This window comes from Sinorhizobium psoraleae (assembly GCF_013283645.1).
Taxonomy (GTDB): domain Bacteria; phylum Pseudomonadota; class Alphaproteobacteria; order Rhizobiales; family Rhizobiaceae; genus Sinorhizobium; species Sinorhizobium psoraleae.
The window spans coordinates 188,772-204,410 of record NZ_JABEKV010000003.1; the positions used below are offsets into that span (position 1 = coordinate 188,772).

Genomic DNA, 15,639 nt, shown 5'->3' on the forward strand with positions numbered 1-15,639 from the left:
CGGCTCTTGCCGGATCGTCACGCGATCATGCTCCCAGAAGGCCGGCCGATGCAATCGCGATGAGGACAGTCGGCAGGATGGACAGCCGTGTCGCCGCCGCCGTGGTGACTCCGAGCGCCATCAGGTCGGCCGGATGACCAGTCACGAAGTCAGGGCGATGATCGTGATCAGGACGCAGCCAGGCGCGCGCTCCAGCACCGTCGAGAGCTTCGGGCTGAGCGTACGGTTGCGCAGAAACACGTAGCCGCCGATGCGTGTCAGGTAAGTGACCAAAGCCATCAGCAGAATGGTCGTTAGGTTCATGGGATCGATCATGACGGTCTCGCAAGAACATAGGCGGCAAGGACGCCAGACACCGCGCCCGCCGGCACATACCAGGCTCCCGGCACGACCAGATAGGTGGTCGCCGCCGCGACAAGGCTGACGAGCCATGGAAGGGCCGCGGACGGTCCCTTCCACATTCCCGAAAGCATCACCAGAAAAACGGCCGGGAACGCCATATCGAAACCATAGCGCGTCACGTCGCCGAGAACCGGCCCGACGAGCGCGCCGACCGTGGTGAAGACGATCCAGCATGTATAGAGGCCAAGCGCGATCGCCAGATAGTAGCCGAGCGACAGGCGCGCACCGGATTTCCGGGCGTCGGCAAGTCCCATCGCCCAGCTCTCGTCGCACATGTGGAAGAGGGCCGCCAGGGCCTTCCTCTTCGGCAAGTGTCGGATAAACGGCGCAAAGGCCGCTCCCATCAGCAGATGACGGCTGTTGACCAGGAAGGTGCCACGATCAGCAGCACGTGCGGCGGTGAACTCCACAGCTCGACGGCGGCGAATTCCGAGCCGCCGCCGAAATTCAGGCCAGTCAGCAGAGGCACCTCGACGGCGTTGAAGCCCTTCTGCGAGGCTTGCGAGCCTAGCACCAGCGCGAAAGGAACGAAGCCGAGCGCGACGGGCAGCACACCCCGTAAGCCGCGCCAGACTTCGCCGGTCCGCCACGCCATTGATGAAGAACGTCGACCTGGCGGAGCGCGTCGGCCTGTCGCCATCGCCATGCCTGCGGCGCGTCCGGCTGCTCGAGGAAGCTGGCGTCATCGACCGTTATGTGGCGCTCCTCGACCCTGCAAAGGTGGGGATGGGTTTGACCCTCTTCGTGCGTGTCTGGCTCACCGGTCAGGATGAGGAGACTGTAAACGTGTTTGTAGAGGCGGTCAGAAAGCTGGCCCAGATCGTGGAGTGCCATCTTATGGCGGGAGACAGCGACTTCCTGCTGCGAGTTATCGCTCCCGACCTCGAGGGATATCGGCGCTTCCAGATTGAGCACCTTGGCCGTATCAGGGGCGTCAGGAACATCAAGACAGAAATCCCTATGCAGAAGATCAAGCACTCGTGGGAAGTCCCGGTCTGATTGTGTTCAGACGGATCGTAGGCGTTAGCATGTCAAGGCTCCGAATGTCCGCTGGCTCTCTTCCGCTCCCCACCTATTGCGGGCTTATGGTGCACCTGGGCTGGAAATGGCGGTCGGCCTCATCCGGAATCACAGGCCTGAACAAGGCAGCCCGCATTGTCAGACTTGCCGAGGGCTTTCAGGACAAAGCGAATCTGCTCGCGCAGGGCGACTTCGGTGTCTTCGCCGTGTTGAACGCAGTGCTCTATCAGACTCGGATGGACGAACGGTATAAAGGCCGTGTTGACGGCCCGCGCCGCTTCCGCGGCATCTTCGACCTCGAACGCGCCCGCCTCCATGCCCTCGCGGATGATCGCCTCAAAGATCGCGATCATCCGCTCGTCATGCGCCTTGATGGCAGCCCAGTTTTCCCGCACGGCGGCGGTAATCAGGTCATGGATGCGCTTTGCCTCAGTCAACTGCATCTTGGTGTGGTGGTGAACGGCAGTCAGGATCTGGTTGAGTTTTTCCAATGGCGACGCGCTCGTGCGTGCGATCGTAAGGGCCACGTCGGCGGCATCGTTCACAATCCGACCGCAGACGGATTCACTGATCGCATCCTTAGAAGAGAAGAAGCGGTAGATGTTCGCTCGGCTCATGCCGAGTTCGGAGGCGATGTGGGCCACCGATGTCTTGTAATGGCCGATGCGGCGGAAGTGTTCCTCCGCCACGTCCAGGATGCGCGCGCGCATCCTCTCGGTGTCAGTCCCCGGTCGGACCGGATAATCCATGAACGCCTCCAGATTGAATGAACGGATCGGCCGGGCCCGTCCCGGACGATCATCTGCAAGCGGTAAGATGGCGTGGCTCACCCGGCCTCGTGTTGCCAAGGCCAGCGCGAGAGAACCTGAACCGTCTCCCCCGACAAAGGTCCTACTCGGCAGCCATTGCTATTCGCAATTCCGGTTCCTCTATCGGCTCCTCATGGAGCTCATCTGCAGTCGGCTTGATGCGGAACCACGCCGCGTAAAGCGCCGGGAGGAAGAGCAGGATCAGCACCGTGCCGACCGCCGTGCCGCCGATCAGCGTATAGGCCATCGACCCCCAGAAGACGGAGTGCGTGAGCGGGATGAAGGCCAGCACGGCGGCAAGTGCGGTGAGGATCACAGGCCTCGTGCGTTGCACCGTGGCCTCGATTACGGCGTGATAGTCATCGAGGCCGGCAGCACGGTTTTCCTTGATCTGTTCGGTCAGGATCAGCGTATTGCGCATCAGGATGCCCGCCAGTCCTATGAGGCCCAGAATGGCGTTGAACCCGAAGGGCTGATTGAAGGAGAGCAACATCGGCACGACCCCAACAAGACCAAGCGGTGCCGTCAGCATGACCATGGCCATCGTCGAGAAGGATCGCACCTGCAGCATGATGACGATCAGCATCGCGGCGATCATCGCCGGAAAGACCTTGCCCAGCGCGGTGTTGGCCTTGGCAGCCTCCTCGATCGATCCACCCAGTTCGATGCGATAGCCGGCCGGAAGCGACGCGATCAGCGGCTGAAGGGCCGTCATGATCTGCTTGGAGACCTCCGGAGGCTGGGTCGCCTCATTAATGTCCGAGCGGATCGTGATGACGGGCGTGCGATCGCGGCGCTTCAGGATCGGTTCTTCCAGACGGATTTCCGAACGACCGATCTGGTCGAGCGGAATCGGGCGGCCGTCGCGGCTCATCAAGGAGAAATCCGCCAGACGTGTCGGATCCAGTCGCTCGCCGCCGGCGCTGCGTGCCACGACGGGGACATTGCGGATGTCCTCGCGGACCTGCGTAACGGGGATGCCAGTGAGGAGGAACTGCAGTTGCTGAGCCGCCTCTGCCGGCGAGAGGCCGATGAGGTTCAGTCGCTCCTGATCCGGAATGAAGCGGAGAACAGGTGTGCGATTGCCCCAATCGCGGTTGGCCTGTCGCACGTCCGGGACGCCGCGCATGATGTCGAGGGCCCTCTCGGAAATGCTGTACAATTGGGTCGGATCAGGTCCCATGACCCGAAACTCGACCGGGAACGGCGTGTACGGCCCGAACACAAGCTGCGTGACGCGCACATAAGCCTCAGGGGCAAGCCCCTGGGAGATCGCGTCACGGAGCCGTTGCTTCAAGGCCTCGCGCGCCTCTGCGTCCGGGGTCAGCACGACGATTTTGGCAAAGGCGGGATCGGGCAATTCCGGCGCCATCGCGAAGAAGAAGCGGGGAGCGCCCTGACCGACATAGCTCGTGACGATCTTGGCCTCGGGCTGCTCGTCGAGCCAATGCTCGAGCTTCTCGACTGTCGCGGTCGTCGTTTCGATGCTGGTGCCTTGCGGCAGGCGAACCTCCACCAGCACCTCCGGGCGGTCGGATGTCGGGAAGAACTGCTGCTTGACCGCTCCCATGCCGCCCACGGAAAGCGCGAAGGCGATGCCGACGACAGCGCAGGTTAGAAATTTGTGGCGCACGGCAAAGGTGATGAGCCGTCGTAGACGCCGATAGTTCGGCGTGTTGTAAATCGCGTGGTGACCGCCCTCGATCGGTTTGATCGCGGGCAGCATCTTGACGCCGAGATAGGGCGTAAAGACCACCGCAACGATCCAGGAGACGATGAGGGCGAACCCCACCACCCAAAAGATGTTGCCGGCGTACTCGCCCGCCGTCGAGCGCGCAAAACCCACCGGCAGGAAGCCGGCGACCGTCACGAGTGTTCCCGACAGCATCGGCGCCGCAGTGTGGCTCCACGCATAGGCCGCCGCCTTGATGCGGTCCATGCCCTCTTCCATCTTCACCACCATCACCTCGATGGCGATGATGGCGTCGTCTACGAGAAGGCCGAGCGCCAGGATGAGGGCGCCGAGCGTGATGCGGTCGAAGAACCGGCCCGTTTCCAGCATGATGAGGAAGACGACCGCAAGCGTCAGCGGAACGGCGGCCGCCACGACGATGCCGACGCGCCAGCCAAGACTGAGCAGGCTCACCACCAGCACCACGCCGAGCGCCATCGCGAACTTCATCATGAACTCGTCGACCGCCGAGGTGATATTTACGGCCTGGTCGGTCACCTTGTCGAGCGTCATGCCGAGCGGCAGTGCCGATGCGATCGCTGCAGTCCTGTCCTCGAGCGCCTTGCCGAGCGCGAGACCGTCCCAGCCCTCCTGCATGACAGCCGCGAGCATGATGGTCGGCTCACCTTGGCGCCGGATCAGGTAGGTGGGAGGATCCTGGTAGCCGCGGTGGACCTCGGCGATGTCAGAGAGCTTGAGCGTCCGCCCCGCAGCGGCGATCGGTGTGTCGGCGATCGCCTGGACACTGTCATAAGCGCCGTCGACCCGGATGAAGACCTGTGGCCCCTTTGTGTCGATCGAGCCTGCCGGCGTAACGGTGTTCTGCCGCTGCAGGGCGGCAACGAGATCCTGTGCCGAGACGCCGAGGGTTGCCAGTTTGGCATAGGAAAACTCGATGAAGATCTGTTCGGGACGTTCACCGAGGATGTTGATCTTCTTGACGCCGGGCACGTGCAGGAGGTCCTGCCGGATCACCTCGGCCTGCCTCGCCAGCTCACGCATCGGCATGCCCTTGGCCTTTAGCGCATAAAGGGCAAAGCTCACGTCCGAATATTCGTCGTTGACGAAGGGGCCAAAGACGCCGGACGGCAGGTTGCGGGCTTCATCCCCGAGCTTCTTGCGCGCTTGGTAGAACTCCTCCTGTACGGCTGATGGCGGCGTGCTGTCCTTCAACGTGACCGTCATATAGGCATAGCCTGGCCGCGTGGTCGTCTCCACCCGGTCGTACCAGGTCAGCTCCTGAAGCCGCTTCTCCAACGGTTCGGCGACGAGATCCTGCATCTCGCGCGCCGTAGCGCCCGGCCATGCAGTCGTGACCGTCATCGTCTTGATGGTGAAGTTCGGATCCTCCGCCCGTCCGAGCATGAGGAAGGCGTAGGCGCCGGCGGCCACCAGCAGGAGGATGAAGAACAGGGTGACGGCCCGTTCGCGAACGGCGATCGCGGAAAGATTGAGGTTCATCATCTGTTGTCCCCCTCGGGCGCAGTTCTGACGCGAGCGCCTTCCTGCAGGAGATGAGCGCCGAGCGAAACGATCGGATCGCCAGAGTTCAATCCGGAGATCATGGCGGTTTCGCTGGTCACGCCAACAAGTTTGACCGGCCGGAAGTGTACGGTCGAAGTGGCGCTATCGACCACCCAAACGCCAGTCCTCTCGCCGTCGTCGAGCACGGCTCCCAGCGGCACCGTGATTTCCGGTTGCGTCGCCTGGCTAGCAATCCGGATAGTGACCGTAGCGCCAAGAGGTGCCGCCGCAGCCTCGCCGTCAAGCACATAGCGAGCTTCGTATGTACGGGTCTGGACATCGGCGGAGTCCGACAACTGCCGCAGACGTGCCGTGGAGAGTCGGCCATCGCGGCCGTACAGGGCGGCCTCGGCTGCCGAGCCGATTGCCGGCCGAAGCGTCTCGGGAAGGGCGACCACCGCCTCACGGGGGCCGGCATGGGCAAGTCTAACCACCGGCTGACCGGCGGCGACAACCTGCCCCGGCTCGGCAAGCGTTTCGGTTACCGTTCCATCGGCGCCCGCCAGCAGGACAGAGTAGGTCGCCTCGTTCTCTGCGACCTTCGCTTCCGCTTCCGCGGCGGCAAGCTGTGCCGTGGCGGTATCAAGCGCTGCCTTCGCCTGCTCGTATCGCTGCGGCGTTGCCGCCAGTCCATTCTTCACCAGAACAGCGTAGCGCTTCTCGTCGGCACGCACCTGAACCAGAACAGCGCGCGCTGCAGCGACGGCGTTGCGCCTGGCCGTGAGCGCAAGTTGCAGATCGGTTTCATCGATCCGCAGCAGCTCCTGGCCCGCTTTCACCTGTTCACCGACGTCCACAAGGCGCTGAGTGATCTTGCCCGGCACGCGAAAACCGAGATTGCTCTCGACCCGCGCGGCGATGATACCTGTAAAGGCCCGCTCGGCGCTTTCTGATCTCGCCGCCTGCACCACCCTTACAAGTGGCGACGCGACGCGGGGATCTGTGGCCTCCGTGTCCCGCGCTGGCGTTTCGAAAACGAACGCAAACGCCGCGCCCCCGGCTGCAGCCGCAAGGCCGATCGATGTGAGAAGAAATTTGCGCTTCATTTCAGATGACCCTTGTTGACGGGCGCTGCCTCTATTAGATTGCGATCTAAATCTATCCGTGGTATAGATGTCAAGTGAAATCTAATTGGAGGTCGATCATGAGAGTTAGCCGCGCACAGGCGGAGGCAAATCGCGAAGCGGTCATCAATGCGGCGAGCCGGCTTTTTCGAGAGCGCGGCTTTGATGGCATCGGGCTCAAGGATCTGATGAAGGGAGCCGGCCTGACCCAGGGCGGATTCTACAAGCAGTTCGAATCCAAGGACGATCTTGCGGCGCAGGCATCGAGGCGGGCGATGGAGCACGCAACGCGCCGATGGTCGGACGTCGCTGCCGCCAGCCCTGATCCCCTTGAGGCCGTTATTGAGCTCTACCTGTCGACGGGACATCGCGAAGAGATGAGCGACGGTTGCCCATTGGTGGCGCTCGGCGCTGACGCGGCGCGTCAAAGCGAGGAGGTGCGAGCCTCATTCCAGGACGGAATTCAAGCGCATCTTCAAATCCTCGCGAAATTGATGCCGGCGACGGGAGGTCCAGAAACCTCTGGCAAAGCCATGGCGATGCTGTCGCTCATGGTGGGCGCCGTGACGATCTCTCGCATCCTGAATGATCAAGAGATGTCGGAGCGGTTTCTCAACGTAGCTGCCGACGAAGTTCGGCGGATTTCGGTCTCCGCCGGGGAAGCATGACGCCATCCCCGCCACTCCGTAGCGCCGTTATCCCTGTAGCCGCGCAGACGGATCCAACAAAATGACAACTGGAGAGCACATGCGCCGTATCGTTATCACAGGCATGGGAGCAGTCAGTCCGCTCGGAGCCAATGTGGCGACGTCCTGGTCTCGGCTCTTGTCTGGTCGTTCGGGAATCCGGCGGCTTCCGGACGGCGTCGTCGGTGACCTGCCGGCGAAGATCGGCGGGACGGTTCCCTCCCTGGAAGAAGACCCCGAAGCTGGCTTCGATCCGAATACCGTCTTTGCTCCAAAGGATCAGCGCAAGGTCGACCGGTTTATTCTCTTCGCGTTGGCGGCGGCGGAAGAGGCGCTTGCTCAGGCGGAATGGAAGCCGGCCTCCGAAGACGACCGTGCCCGCACCGCCACGATCATCGCGTCGGGCATCGGCGGGTTCCCCGCCATAACTGAAGCGGTGCGAACGGTCGATCAGCGCGGTGCCCGACGGCTTTCACCCTTCACGGTGCCGTCATTCCTGGTGAACCTGGCAGCTGGACAAATCTCCATCCGCTACGGCTTCAAAGGTCCGCTCGGCGCGCCGGTGACGGCGTGCGCGGCCGGCATTCAGGCGATCGGCGATGCGGCTCGTCTTATCCGCGCCAATGAAGCCGACATTGCGGTGTGCGGCGGAACGGAAGCATGCATGAATATTGTCAGCCTCGGCGGTTTTGCCGCGGCACGCTCTCTTTCGACGGGGTTCAATGACATACCTTATCAGGCCTCGCGTCCCTTCGACATGTTGCGTGACGGCTTCGTCATGGGCGAAGGCGCCGGCATCCTGGTCATCGAGGCATTGAGCCACGCGCTTGCGCGCGGTGCAAAACCCCTAGCCGAGCTCGTCGGCTACGGCACGACTGCGGACGCTCACCACGTCACTTCCGGTCCCGAGGACGGCGATGGTGCGCGCCGGGCCATGGAGATCGCGATTGCCCAGGCCGGAATTTCGCCGCGAGAGATCCGCCACCTCAATGCGCACGCGACCTCCACGCCGGTCGGCGACCTCGGGGAAATAGCGGCGATCAAGAGGGTCTTCGGCGCAGAATCCAGCATAGCTGTCAGCGGAACGAAGTCCGCGACCGGACACCTGCTCGGAGCTGCCGGCGGGCTCGAAGCCATCTTCACGATCCTGGCGCTCAGGGATCAGGTGGCCCCGCCAACGCTCAATTTGAGCGCTCCTGATCCGGCCGGCGACGGGATTGACTTCGTCGCAAATCAGGCCCGGCCCGCGGAGATGGACTACGCGATCTCCAACGGTTTCGGCTTCGGAGGTGTCAACGCCAGCGCCGTGTTCCGACGTTGGACGGACAAATTGGCCGGTGCCGGAATGCCCGTGGCTGAAGCTTAGCGGGCAGCATGAACGAGAGCGCTTACGTCATTTGCAACCGAAATCAGCACAAAGAAGGAAGTGGTTTCCATGAACAAAGCCAATCTTGGCGTCGCCCTGGTGACTGGCGCATCGACCGGCATCGGGCGCGCAACGGCCAGAGCCCTTCAGCGCGCGGGCTTTCGGGTCTTCGGAACCAGCCGCCGTGCGGCGGCCGAAGGATCCGACGGCGTCACCATGTTGAGCTGTGACGTGACCGATGACGCATCCGTGGCGAAACTGATCGAGGAGGTGCTAGCCGAGACAGGGCGTATCGACCTGCTCGTCAACAATGCCGGCATTGGACTGCTCGGCGGAGCGGAGGAGTCCTCAACTGCCCAGGCTCAGGCACTGTTCGACGTGAACGTCTTCGGCGTTCTTCGCGTCACCAACGCGGTGTTGCCAACAATGCGGAGTCAAGGGAAGGGCAGGATCATCAACATGAGTTCCATTCTGGGGCTGATCCCGTCGCCCTACAATGCTCTCTATGCATCGACCAAACATGCCGTCGAAGGCTATTCCGAATCGCTCGATCACGAACTGCGCACATTCGGAATTCGGGTGGCGCTCGTCGAGCCCGGCTATACCCGCACCGCCTTCGAGGAAAACATAACCAGGCCCGATCGTTCGCTTGCTGTCTACGATGCGGTGCGCGCAGACATGGAAGTCCAGATGCGCGAGAGCGTCGAAAAAGGCGACGACCCCGAGATTGTGGCAGAGACGGTTGTCAAAGCGGCTACGGCCAAGGCGCCGAGAAGACGTTACACCGCGGGCAAACTGGCCGGCCAAGTTCGCTTGCTGCGCCGTTTCGTCCCCGAATCCGCTTTCGACAAGAGCTTGCGGAAACAGACCGGTCTGCCGGTCTGATGTCGATAATGTTCGTTCCGCGCGAGGCAAGACAGTCGAACGACAGCGCCGCGCGTCTTATCAGACGTGGGCCAGCCGAGCGACCTGCTCAAGCGGTTCTGGAAGTCTAAGAGCCCTGGAGGCGAACTTGACCTTAAGCTCCGGGACGTTGTTCGGAAGCTTTGTCGCCTCGCTCATCTTCGTGACCGCCTCCATGCTCGCCCCTTATTTCAACGCGACGGCTGCCTTCTGTGAGACGGACTCGATGCAGGAATGTCCTCCGCATCTTGTCGACTTGGTCGCAGGATGCAGGCTATCGCGTTCCACGAACGGGTAATCGAGATAACCGGCGAGCCGCTCCCCGACCGAGCTTTTGCCGCAGCCGGATACGTCCATCATCACGATCGGGCCGAGGGCGCTCGCCGCCTTAGAGGCTGGTCGTGATGCCGCCGTCGACATAGAGCGTGTGTCCGTTGACGAAGGAGGAAGCCCCGGCTGCCAGGAAGACCGCCGCGCCGACCAGTTCCTCGACATTGCCCCAGCGGCCGGCCGGCGTGCGGTTCTCCAGCCAGGACGAGAACTCGGTGCTGTCGACCAGCGCCTGATTGAGCGGTGTCTTGAAATAGCCGGGAGCGATCGCATTGATCTGAAGGCCGTATCGCGCCCAATCCGTACACATGCCGCGCGTCAGGTTTTTCACCGCCCCCTTGGTCGCCGTATAGGGCGCGATGCCGGGACGGGCGAGTTCACTCTGCACCGAGGCGATGTTGATGATCTTACCGCGCCCTCGCCCGATCATGTGGCGAGCAACCGCCTGGCCGACATAAAAGACGCTGGAGATATTGGTCTTGAGCAACTGTTCCCAGCGATCGACAGGAAAGTCTTCGAGCGGGGTGCGGAACTGCATGCCGGCATTGTTGATCAGGATATCGATCGGTCCGATATCCTTCTCGATGGCATTCACCCCCCGCCCAACGGCAGCATGGTCGGTGACGTCGAAGTCGGAAACGGACACCTCGTGCCCGGCGCTTCGCAGCGATTGGGCTGCATTCTCAAGCTTGTCGCGGTCGCGGCCGTTCAGAATGATGGCCGCACCGTGCTCGGCCAGACCGCGCGCGAGCGCATAGCCAATGCCCTGGGACGATCCCGTCACCAACGCGCGGGAACCGGAAAGATCAAATAGAGGGAAGGTCATGAAACCTCCTTGCGAGGATAGAATGGAAACACCACACGGCAGCAAGCCCGGCTCGGATGTCTATGATCAGCCCTTTGGCCTTCAAAACCGATTCCAGCTTGCTGACGTCGATCACCGACTTAGCCTGTTTATGGGCTTCGATATAGCCGGCCTCTCCTCGGACCCGGGATGGGCTCCATCGGCATGATGATGCAGCGGTAAGTTCAGCAAGTGGCGCAGAGCGGTCGCCAGATGATTCGCGTGGACGGTCGGCTCCCGCCCTCTTAGATGTTGAGGCGCCGGCTCGTTGAGGCCATCGTTCAGCTTTTGATCTTGCTATCGTCTATCCGTGGCCGTTTAATGTTGAAAGGCCGCTGGCGGCAAACTGGCGGAGGAGAGCCCGCGCTCATGAAGCCAATGACCGAAAAGCACCTCGCGGTTCTGCGCAGGCATATGGTCGAGGTCATCGAAATCCAAACTGACCTTGCAAGCGAAGAACTCGGCAAGTCGGCGCTCGATGAGCGGGTGTTGGCAGCGATGCGGCAGGTGCCGCGGCATCTCTTCGTACCTGCCGCGGTTGCACCTTTTGCCTACGAGGACATGCCGCTGCCGATCGGCTTCGATAAAACCCTGTCGCAGCCCTTCATCGTCGCTCTGATGACTGATCTCCTTGCACCCCAACCGCATGAGTCCGTGCTCGAGGTCGGCACCGGGCTTGGCTACCAAGCCGCAATCCTCGCCGAACTCGCCGGCCAAATTTGGAGCGTCGAAATCATCGAGGAGTTCGCAAGCCATGCCGAGGCTCTCCTGCAGCGCCTCGGCATGTCAAATGTGGGCATTCGTATCGGCGACGGGTCCCGCGGCTGGCCTGAGCGCGCGCCATTCGACAAGATCCTGGTCACGGCAGCGGCTGAGGAGCCGCCGCCGGCTTTGCTTGAGCAGCTCAAGCCGATGGGCCGTCTGGTTCTTCCTGTGGGCTCGGAAGAACAGTTGCTGACTGTCATAGACAAGGATTCGGCAGGACAACTCGAGGCCCGCGAACTCATCCCGGTTCGATTCAGCCAGCTTGAGGCGGTCTAGTGCGCGTGCGTTCGGCGCGCTTAGCTCCGTCAAATTCACGAAGCTGTTGAGTTTACGCTTGCATAAACAGCAAGCAGGGTGACCCCAATAACGGCCCAAGCAACAAAAGTGCTCTTGGCGATCTAAGCTGACGCCACCTGAGACATCGCTCTCTCCGGTCCCTGCTCGGCAACTCAACTGCGCAGTAGATCCTGCATTTGACCTTGTTTTTGCAACCCGACTTCGCGAACGATCTCGGCGATCCGGGTGAACTGTGAAGACAGGGGATTCGTCTTCCGCCACACCATTCCTATGGTCCGAGAAGGACGCGGCTTGGCCAAGCGAGACATGCACACCCTGGCGGATAGCGTCTCCGTATAAACCGCCATCTGCGGAACGAGAGTGACGCCGATGCCGGCACCCACCATCTGGACAAGTGTGGAAAGAGAGCTCCCCTCCATCAACTCGCGTGTAGGCAAGGCCGAGACATTGCAGAAGGAAAGGGCCTGGTCTCTGAAGCAGTGGCCCTCCTCAAGCAGCAGCAGCTTCATCTCGTGAAGTTTGTCGGAACTGGGCACCGGTTTGCCCGCATCTTCCAGTGGACGCACCAACACGAATTCCTCATCGAAGAGCGGGACCTCTTCCAGCGCAGGTTCGGAAACCGGCAGTGCGACGATCGCCGCGTCGAGCCGGGCTTCCAAGAGGTTTTCGATCAGCTTCTGAGTGATTGCCTCGCGCGGCCTGGGTTCCAGACCGGGGTAGCGCTGGGTGAGCGTCTTTATGATATCGGGAAGAAGATAGGGCGCGACAGTAGGAATAACGCCGATTCGAAGGCGACCGGCGAGCGGACCATGCGCCGCGCGCGCCAGGTCCTGTAGTTCGTCAACTGAGCGCAGGATCGAGCGAACCCTTCCTGCGAACTCCTCGCCAAGGCCTGTGAGACGAATTTTCCGGCCCCCTCTTTCCACCAAGGGAGCACCGATCAAGTCTTCCAATTCCCTTATCTGCACGGACAACGCCGGCTGGGAAATTGCGCATGCCTCAGCCGCCCGTCCGAAGTGGCCCAATCTCGCGAGGGCGTCGAAATAGCGCAGGTGTTTCATGGACAACCCAATCATAACCTCAGCATATGGGAGCCTTTAGAATATACAATTGGAATTTATCGTCAGGCTTGGCTACTGCATCGGTACTGCTAGTGGGTCTTGATGGTTATGGCCGCCTTCGAAAGCGGGCGCTCCATGGGCCACTTTCAGTCGCTCCTTTCTGTCTAGGCAACCCCATCGGAGAGCAAATATGGACGCAAAGACGAAACCGGCCGGCAAATGTCCGGTCATGCACGGCGGTAACACTGCCCTTGGCAAATCTGTCATGGAATGGTGGCCCAACGCGCTGAACCTCGACATTCTGCACCAACACGACACCAAGACCGATCCGCTGGGCAAGGAGTTCGACTATCGGGAAGAGCTCAAGAAGCTGGACGTGGAAGCCCTGAAGGCCGACCTGCGTGCGCTTATGACGGACAGCCAGGATTGGTGGCCGGCGGATTGGGGCAGCTATGTCGGCATGATGGCTCGTGTCACTTGGCATGCGGCGGGGTCCTACCGCACCTCTGACGGCCGCGGCGGCGCCAACACCGGCAACCAGCGTTTCGCACCGCTCAATTCCTGGCCCGATAACGTCAACACCGACAAGGGCCGCCGACTGCTTTGGCCGATCAAGAAGAAGTACGGCAACAAGATTTCCTGGGCCGACCTGATCGCGCTCGCCGGCACGATCGCCTATGAGGTTGCTGGTCTCAAGACGTTCGGCTTCGCCTTTGGCCGCGAGGACATCTGGCATCCGGAAAAGGATACCTACTGGGGTGACGAGAAGGAGTGGCTCGCGCCGAGCGACGGCCGCTACGGCGATGTCTCCAGGCCTGAGACGCTCGACAACCCGCTTGCCGCCGTACAGATGGGTCTCATCTACGTCAATCCCGAAGGCGTCAACGGGAAGTCGGATCCGCTGGCAACCGCCGCGCAAATGCGCGAGACTTTTGCTCGTATGGGTATGAACGACGAAGAAACCGTGGCGCTCACTGCTGGCGGCCATACGATCGGCAAGACCCACGGTAACGGCAACCCGCTCGATCTCAGCCCCGATCCGGAGGCTGCAGGCCCGGAACTCCAGGGCCTGGGCTGGATGAATACGAAGGGCCGCGGCATCGGCCGCGACACGGTTGTTTCGGGCCTCGAAGGCGCTTGGACCACCGAACCGACCAAGTGGGACAATGGCTTCTTCAAGATGCTGTTCGAACACGATTGGCACCTGGTGAAGAGCCCGGCCGGCGCGACCCAATGGGAGCCGGTCTCGATTGCCGAACAGGACAGGCCGGTTGACGTGGAAGATCCTTCGATCCGCCACAACCCGATGATGACTGACGCGGACATGGCGCTGAAGGTGGACCCGATCTACCGCGAGATCTCCCTGCGCTTCATGAACGATTTCGAAGCATTCTCGGACGCTTTCGCCCGCGCCTGGTTCAAGCTCACACACCGCGACATGGGTCCGAAGACCCGCTATCTCGGTCCCGACGCGCCCACCGAAGACCTCATCTGGCAGGATCCGGTTCCCGCCGGACGCAAGGACTACGACGTCAACGCCGTCAAGGCAAAGATCGCGGCCTCCGGTCTTTCGGTTTCGGACCTGGTCACGACCGCGTGGGATAGCGCCCGCACCTACCGTGGTTCGGATTTCCGTGGCGGTGCAAACGGTGCGCGCATCCGCTTGGCTCCCCAGAAGAACTGGGAAGGCAATGAACCGGCGCGTCTGGCCCGTGTTATCTCGGCGCTCGAGCCGATCGCCGCAGAGTCCGGCGCCAGCCTCGCCGACGTGATCGTGCTGGCAGGCAATTACGGTGTGGAGCAGGCAGCGAAGGCTGCTGGCTTTGATATCGAGGTGCCCTTCGCCCCGGGTCGTGGCGATGCGACTGCCGATGAGACCGATGCGGCAAGCTTTGCGCCGCTGGAACCGCTCGCTGACGGCTTCCGCAACTGGCTGAAGAAAGACTATGTGGTCAGCCCGGAGGAATTGCTGCTCGACCGCGCCCAGCTCATGGGCCTCACTGCGCCGGAAATGACGGCGCTGGTCGGTGGCATGCGGGTGATCGGCACGAACCATGGTGGAACGGCGCACGGCGTCTTCACGGATCGCGCCGGCGCATTGACGACGGACTTCTTCGTGACGCTGACCGACATGGCCTATTCCTGGGTGCCGACCGGTAACAATCTCTACGAGATTCGCGACCGCAAGGCCGGAACGACCAGATTTACCGCCACGCGCGTGGACCTCGTCTTCGGCTCGAACTCCATCCTGCGGGCCTATGCCGAAGTCTATGCCCAGGACGACAACAAGGAGAAGTTCGTCAAGGACTTCGTCGCCGCCTGGACGAAGGTCATGAACGCCGATCGTTTCGATCTGTCCGAATAAGGCTCCCTCGGAATCGCATGCCCCATCCCTGGGTTTTCCCGGGGGTGGGTCACTTGTTTTCCGCGCGAGACCGTTCGGAACGATTCGCCGGATCACCCGCAGGGTCGTCCATCTGCCTGCCGCCGCGCTTCGATGGTGCCTTCCCGGCACGTTCCCGCGCATGGGCGTCCGGACCGGCCACTATGGTGCCGGGTTTCTTGCTGTCCCGGCGTTCACCTTCCTTGCGATCAGGACGTCGACCCTCTTTGGCCATGATGTACACCCTCCTTTTTGAACTATAACCTCAACGGCGCTGGCCGTGCCTTGTTCCGGAAATGTAATCGGTGTTGAGGATGAAAAAGTCCTTGGTGCCGTGCCGCTCTGTCAGGAACTCTGCCACCGCCTGCCCTGCGAGATCGCCCGAGACGTCGTGACTCACCGTACGGTGATGCCCCGCAACGGCGACGCAGTTGACCGTGATGCCGTCGACGC

Annotated in this window: 14 protein-coding genes and 4 pseudogenes; 6 read left to right on the top strand and 12 right to left on the bottom strand. The window is 61.9% G+C overall.

The genetic code is table 11. From position 1 onward, the window contains the following. Positions 1-25: 25 nt before the first annotated feature. Positions 26-315, bottom strand: a pseudogene (locus ILFOPFJJ_RS16790) (branched-chain amino acid transport AzlD family protein). Further along, positions 312-997 (bottom strand): annotated as a pseudogene (locus tag ILFOPFJJ_RS16795) (AzlC family ABC transporter permease). Before ILFOPFJJ_RS16795 ends, ILFOPFJJ_RS16790 begins: the two co-directional pseudogenes overlap by 4 nt. 2 nt (positions 998-999) lie before the next feature. Here ILFOPFJJ_RS16795 and ILFOPFJJ_RS16800 point away from each other — a divergent pair. Then, the gene (locus ILFOPFJJ_RS16800; RefSeq protein WP_173511710.1) at positions 1,000-1,401 is read left to right on the top strand and encodes an Lrp/AsnC family transcriptional regulator; all 402 of its coding nucleotides are present in this window, start codon (positions 1,000-1,002) and stop codon (positions 1,399-1,401) included. A gap of 119 nt (positions 1,402-1,520) precedes the next feature. On the opposite strand, the gene ILFOPFJJ_RS16805 is transcribed toward ILFOPFJJ_RS16800, so the two are convergent. The 3 genes from ILFOPFJJ_RS16805 to ILFOPFJJ_RS16815 form a co-directional block, all read right to left on the bottom strand. Next, entirely contained in the window at positions 1,521-2,171 is a 651-nt protein-coding gene (locus ILFOPFJJ_RS16805) for a TetR/AcrR family transcriptional regulator (protein WP_173511711.1), read from the bottom strand. Between the two features lie 142 nt (positions 2,172-2,313). Next, entirely contained in the window at positions 2,314-5,424 is a 3,111-nt protein-coding gene (locus ILFOPFJJ_RS16810) for an efflux RND transporter permease subunit (RefSeq protein ID WP_173512474.1), read from the bottom strand. Then, positions 5,424-6,533 carry an efflux RND transporter periplasmic adaptor subunit gene (locus ILFOPFJJ_RS16815; RefSeq protein ID WP_173511712.1) on the bottom strand — a complete coding sequence of 370 codons (1,110 nt, stop codon included), beginning with the start codon at positions 6,531-6,533 and terminating at the stop codon, positions 5,424-5,426. Before ILFOPFJJ_RS16815 ends, ILFOPFJJ_RS16810 begins: the two co-directional genes overlap by 1 nt. Positions 6,534-6,631: 98 nt before the next feature. Between ILFOPFJJ_RS16815 and ILFOPFJJ_RS16820 the strand changes: the two genes are divergently transcribed. The 3 genes from ILFOPFJJ_RS16820 to ILFOPFJJ_RS16830 all read left to right on the top strand — a co-directional run bounded on the left by ILFOPFJJ_RS16820 (position 6,632) and on the right by ILFOPFJJ_RS16830 (position 9,488). After that, positions 6,632-7,219, top strand: a complete 588-nt coding sequence (locus ILFOPFJJ_RS16820) for a TetR/AcrR family transcriptional regulator (protein ID WP_173511713.1) — start codon at positions 6,632-6,634, stop codon at positions 7,217-7,219. A 79-nt stretch (positions 7,220-7,298) separates the two neighbouring features. Beyond that, entirely contained in the window at positions 7,299-8,603 is a 1,305-nt protein-coding gene (gene fabF / locus ILFOPFJJ_RS16825) for a beta-ketoacyl-ACP synthase II (RefSeq protein WP_173511714.1), read from the top strand. Positions 8,604-8,672: 69 nt separating this feature from the next. After that, positions 8,673-9,488, top strand: coding sequence for an oxidoreductase (locus ILFOPFJJ_RS16830; RefSeq protein WP_173511715.1), 816 nt, complete (start codon positions 8,673-8,675; stop codon positions 9,486-9,488). A gap of 60 nt (positions 9,489-9,548) precedes the next feature. On the opposite strand, the gene ILFOPFJJ_RS36000 is transcribed toward ILFOPFJJ_RS16830, so the two are convergent. The 4 genes and pseudogenes from ILFOPFJJ_RS36000 to ILFOPFJJ_RS35095 all read right to left on the bottom strand — a co-directional run. Next, entirely contained in the window at positions 9,549-9,683 is a 135-nt protein-coding gene (locus ILFOPFJJ_RS36000) for a hypothetical protein (RefSeq protein ID WP_282438653.1), read from the bottom strand. Between the two features lie 84 nt (positions 9,684-9,767). Beyond that, positions 9,768-9,926, bottom strand: a pseudogene (locus ILFOPFJJ_RS35090) (gluconokinase); the annotation flags it as partial. Continuing rightward, the gene (locus tag ILFOPFJJ_RS16835; RefSeq protein WP_173511716.1) at positions 9,895-10,662 is read right to left on the bottom strand and encodes an SDR family oxidoreductase; all 768 of its coding nucleotides are present in this window, start codon (positions 10,660-10,662) and stop codon (positions 9,895-9,897) included. The pseudogene ILFOPFJJ_RS35090 and the gene ILFOPFJJ_RS16835, both read right to left, overlap by 32 nt. A 55-nt stretch (positions 10,663-10,717) precedes the next feature. Next, positions 10,718-10,822 (bottom strand): annotated as a pseudogene (locus tag ILFOPFJJ_RS35095) (4-carboxy-4-hydroxy-2-oxoadipate aldolase/oxaloacetate decarboxylase); the annotation flags it as partial. A gap of 227 nt (positions 10,823-11,049) precedes the next feature. Between ILFOPFJJ_RS35095 and ILFOPFJJ_RS16840 the strand changes: the two are divergent. Further along, positions 11,050-11,721: a protein-L-isoaspartate(D-aspartate) O-methyltransferase gene (locus ILFOPFJJ_RS16840; RefSeq protein ID WP_173511717.1), complete on the top strand. Its 672-nt coding sequence runs from the start codon at positions 11,050-11,052 to the stop codon at positions 11,719-11,721. Positions 11,722-11,894: 173 nt separating this feature from the next. Here ILFOPFJJ_RS16840 and ILFOPFJJ_RS16845 read toward each other — a convergent pair whose 3' ends face one another. Then, complete coding sequence (locus ILFOPFJJ_RS16845; protein ID WP_173511718.1) at positions 11,895-12,818, bottom strand: LysR substrate-binding domain-containing protein; 924 nt, start codon at positions 12,816-12,818, stop codon at positions 11,895-11,897. A 175-nt stretch (positions 12,819-12,993) separates the two neighbouring features. Between ILFOPFJJ_RS16845 and katG the strand changes: the two genes are divergently transcribed. After that, the gene (gene katG / locus ILFOPFJJ_RS16850) at positions 12,994-15,168 is read left to right on the top strand and encodes a catalase/peroxidase HPI (RefSeq protein ID WP_173511719.1); all 2,175 of its coding nucleotides are present in this window, start codon (positions 12,994-12,996) and stop codon (positions 15,166-15,168) included. A 49-nt stretch (positions 15,169-15,217) separates the two neighbouring features. On the opposite strand, the gene ILFOPFJJ_RS16855 is transcribed toward katG, so the two are convergent. Together ILFOPFJJ_RS16855 and ILFOPFJJ_RS36005 are read right to left on the bottom strand one after the other, a co-directional pair. Then, the gene (locus ILFOPFJJ_RS16855; protein WP_173511720.1) at positions 15,218-15,421 is read right to left on the bottom strand and encodes a hypothetical protein; all 204 of its coding nucleotides are present in this window, start codon (positions 15,419-15,421) and stop codon (positions 15,218-15,220) included. Positions 15,422-15,451: 30 nt separating this feature from the next. Beyond that, positions 15,452-15,586, bottom strand: a complete 135-nt coding sequence (locus ILFOPFJJ_RS36005; protein WP_282438669.1) for a hypothetical protein — start codon at positions 15,584-15,586, stop codon at positions 15,452-15,454. Positions 15,587-15,639 lie beyond the last annotated feature (53 nt).

Excerpts from the sequence above, each read along its gene's own strand:
- ILFOPFJJ_RS16840 (WP_173511717.1), top strand. The coding sequence starts at position 11,050 with ATGAAGCCAATGACCGAAAAGCACCTCGCGGTTCTGCGCAGGCATATG.
- ILFOPFJJ_RS16810 (WP_173512474.1), bottom strand. The coding sequence starts at position 5,424 with ATGAACCTCAATCTTTCCGCGATCGCCGTTCGCGAACGGGCCGTCACC.
- ILFOPFJJ_RS16830 (WP_173511715.1), top strand. The coding sequence starts at position 8,673 with ATGAACAAAGCCAATCTTGGCGTCGCCCTGGTGACTGGCGCATCGACC.
- katG (WP_173511719.1), top strand. The coding sequence starts at position 12,994 with ATGGACGCAAAGACGAAACCGGCCGGCAAATGTCCGGTCATGCACGGC.
- ILFOPFJJ_RS16855 (WP_173511720.1), bottom strand. The coding sequence starts at position 15,421 with ATGGCCAAAGAGGGTCGACGTCCTGATCGCAAGGAAGGTGAACGCCGG.
- ILFOPFJJ_RS36000 (WP_282438653.1), bottom strand. The coding sequence starts at position 9,683 with ATGGAGGCGGTCACGAAGATGAGCGAGGCGACAAAGCTTCCGAACAAC.
- ILFOPFJJ_RS16820 (WP_173511713.1), top strand. The coding sequence starts at position 6,632 with ATGAGAGTTAGCCGCGCACAGGCGGAGGCAAATCGCGAAGCGGTCATC.
- ILFOPFJJ_RS16845 (WP_173511718.1), bottom strand. The coding sequence starts at position 12,818 with ATGATTGGGTTGTCCATGAAACACCTGCGCTATTTCGACGCCCTCGCG.
- ILFOPFJJ_RS16805 (WP_173511711.1), bottom strand. The coding sequence starts at position 2,171 with ATGGATTATCCGGTCCGACCGGGGACTGACACCGAGAGGATGCGCGCG.
- ILFOPFJJ_RS16800 (WP_173511710.1), top strand. The coding sequence starts at position 1,000 with ATGAAGAACGTCGACCTGGCGGAGCGCGTCGGCCTGTCGCCATCGCCA.
- fabF (WP_173511714.1), top strand. The coding sequence starts at position 7,299 with ATGCGCCGTATCGTTATCACAGGCATGGGAGCAGTCAGTCCGCTCGGA.
- ILFOPFJJ_RS16835 (WP_173511716.1), bottom strand. The coding sequence starts at position 10,662 with ATGACCTTCCCTCTATTTGATCTTTCCGGTTCCCGCGCGTTGGTGACG.
- ILFOPFJJ_RS16815 (WP_173511712.1), bottom strand. The coding sequence starts at position 6,533 with ATGAAGCGCAAATTTCTTCTCACATCGATCGGCCTTGCGGCTGCAGCC.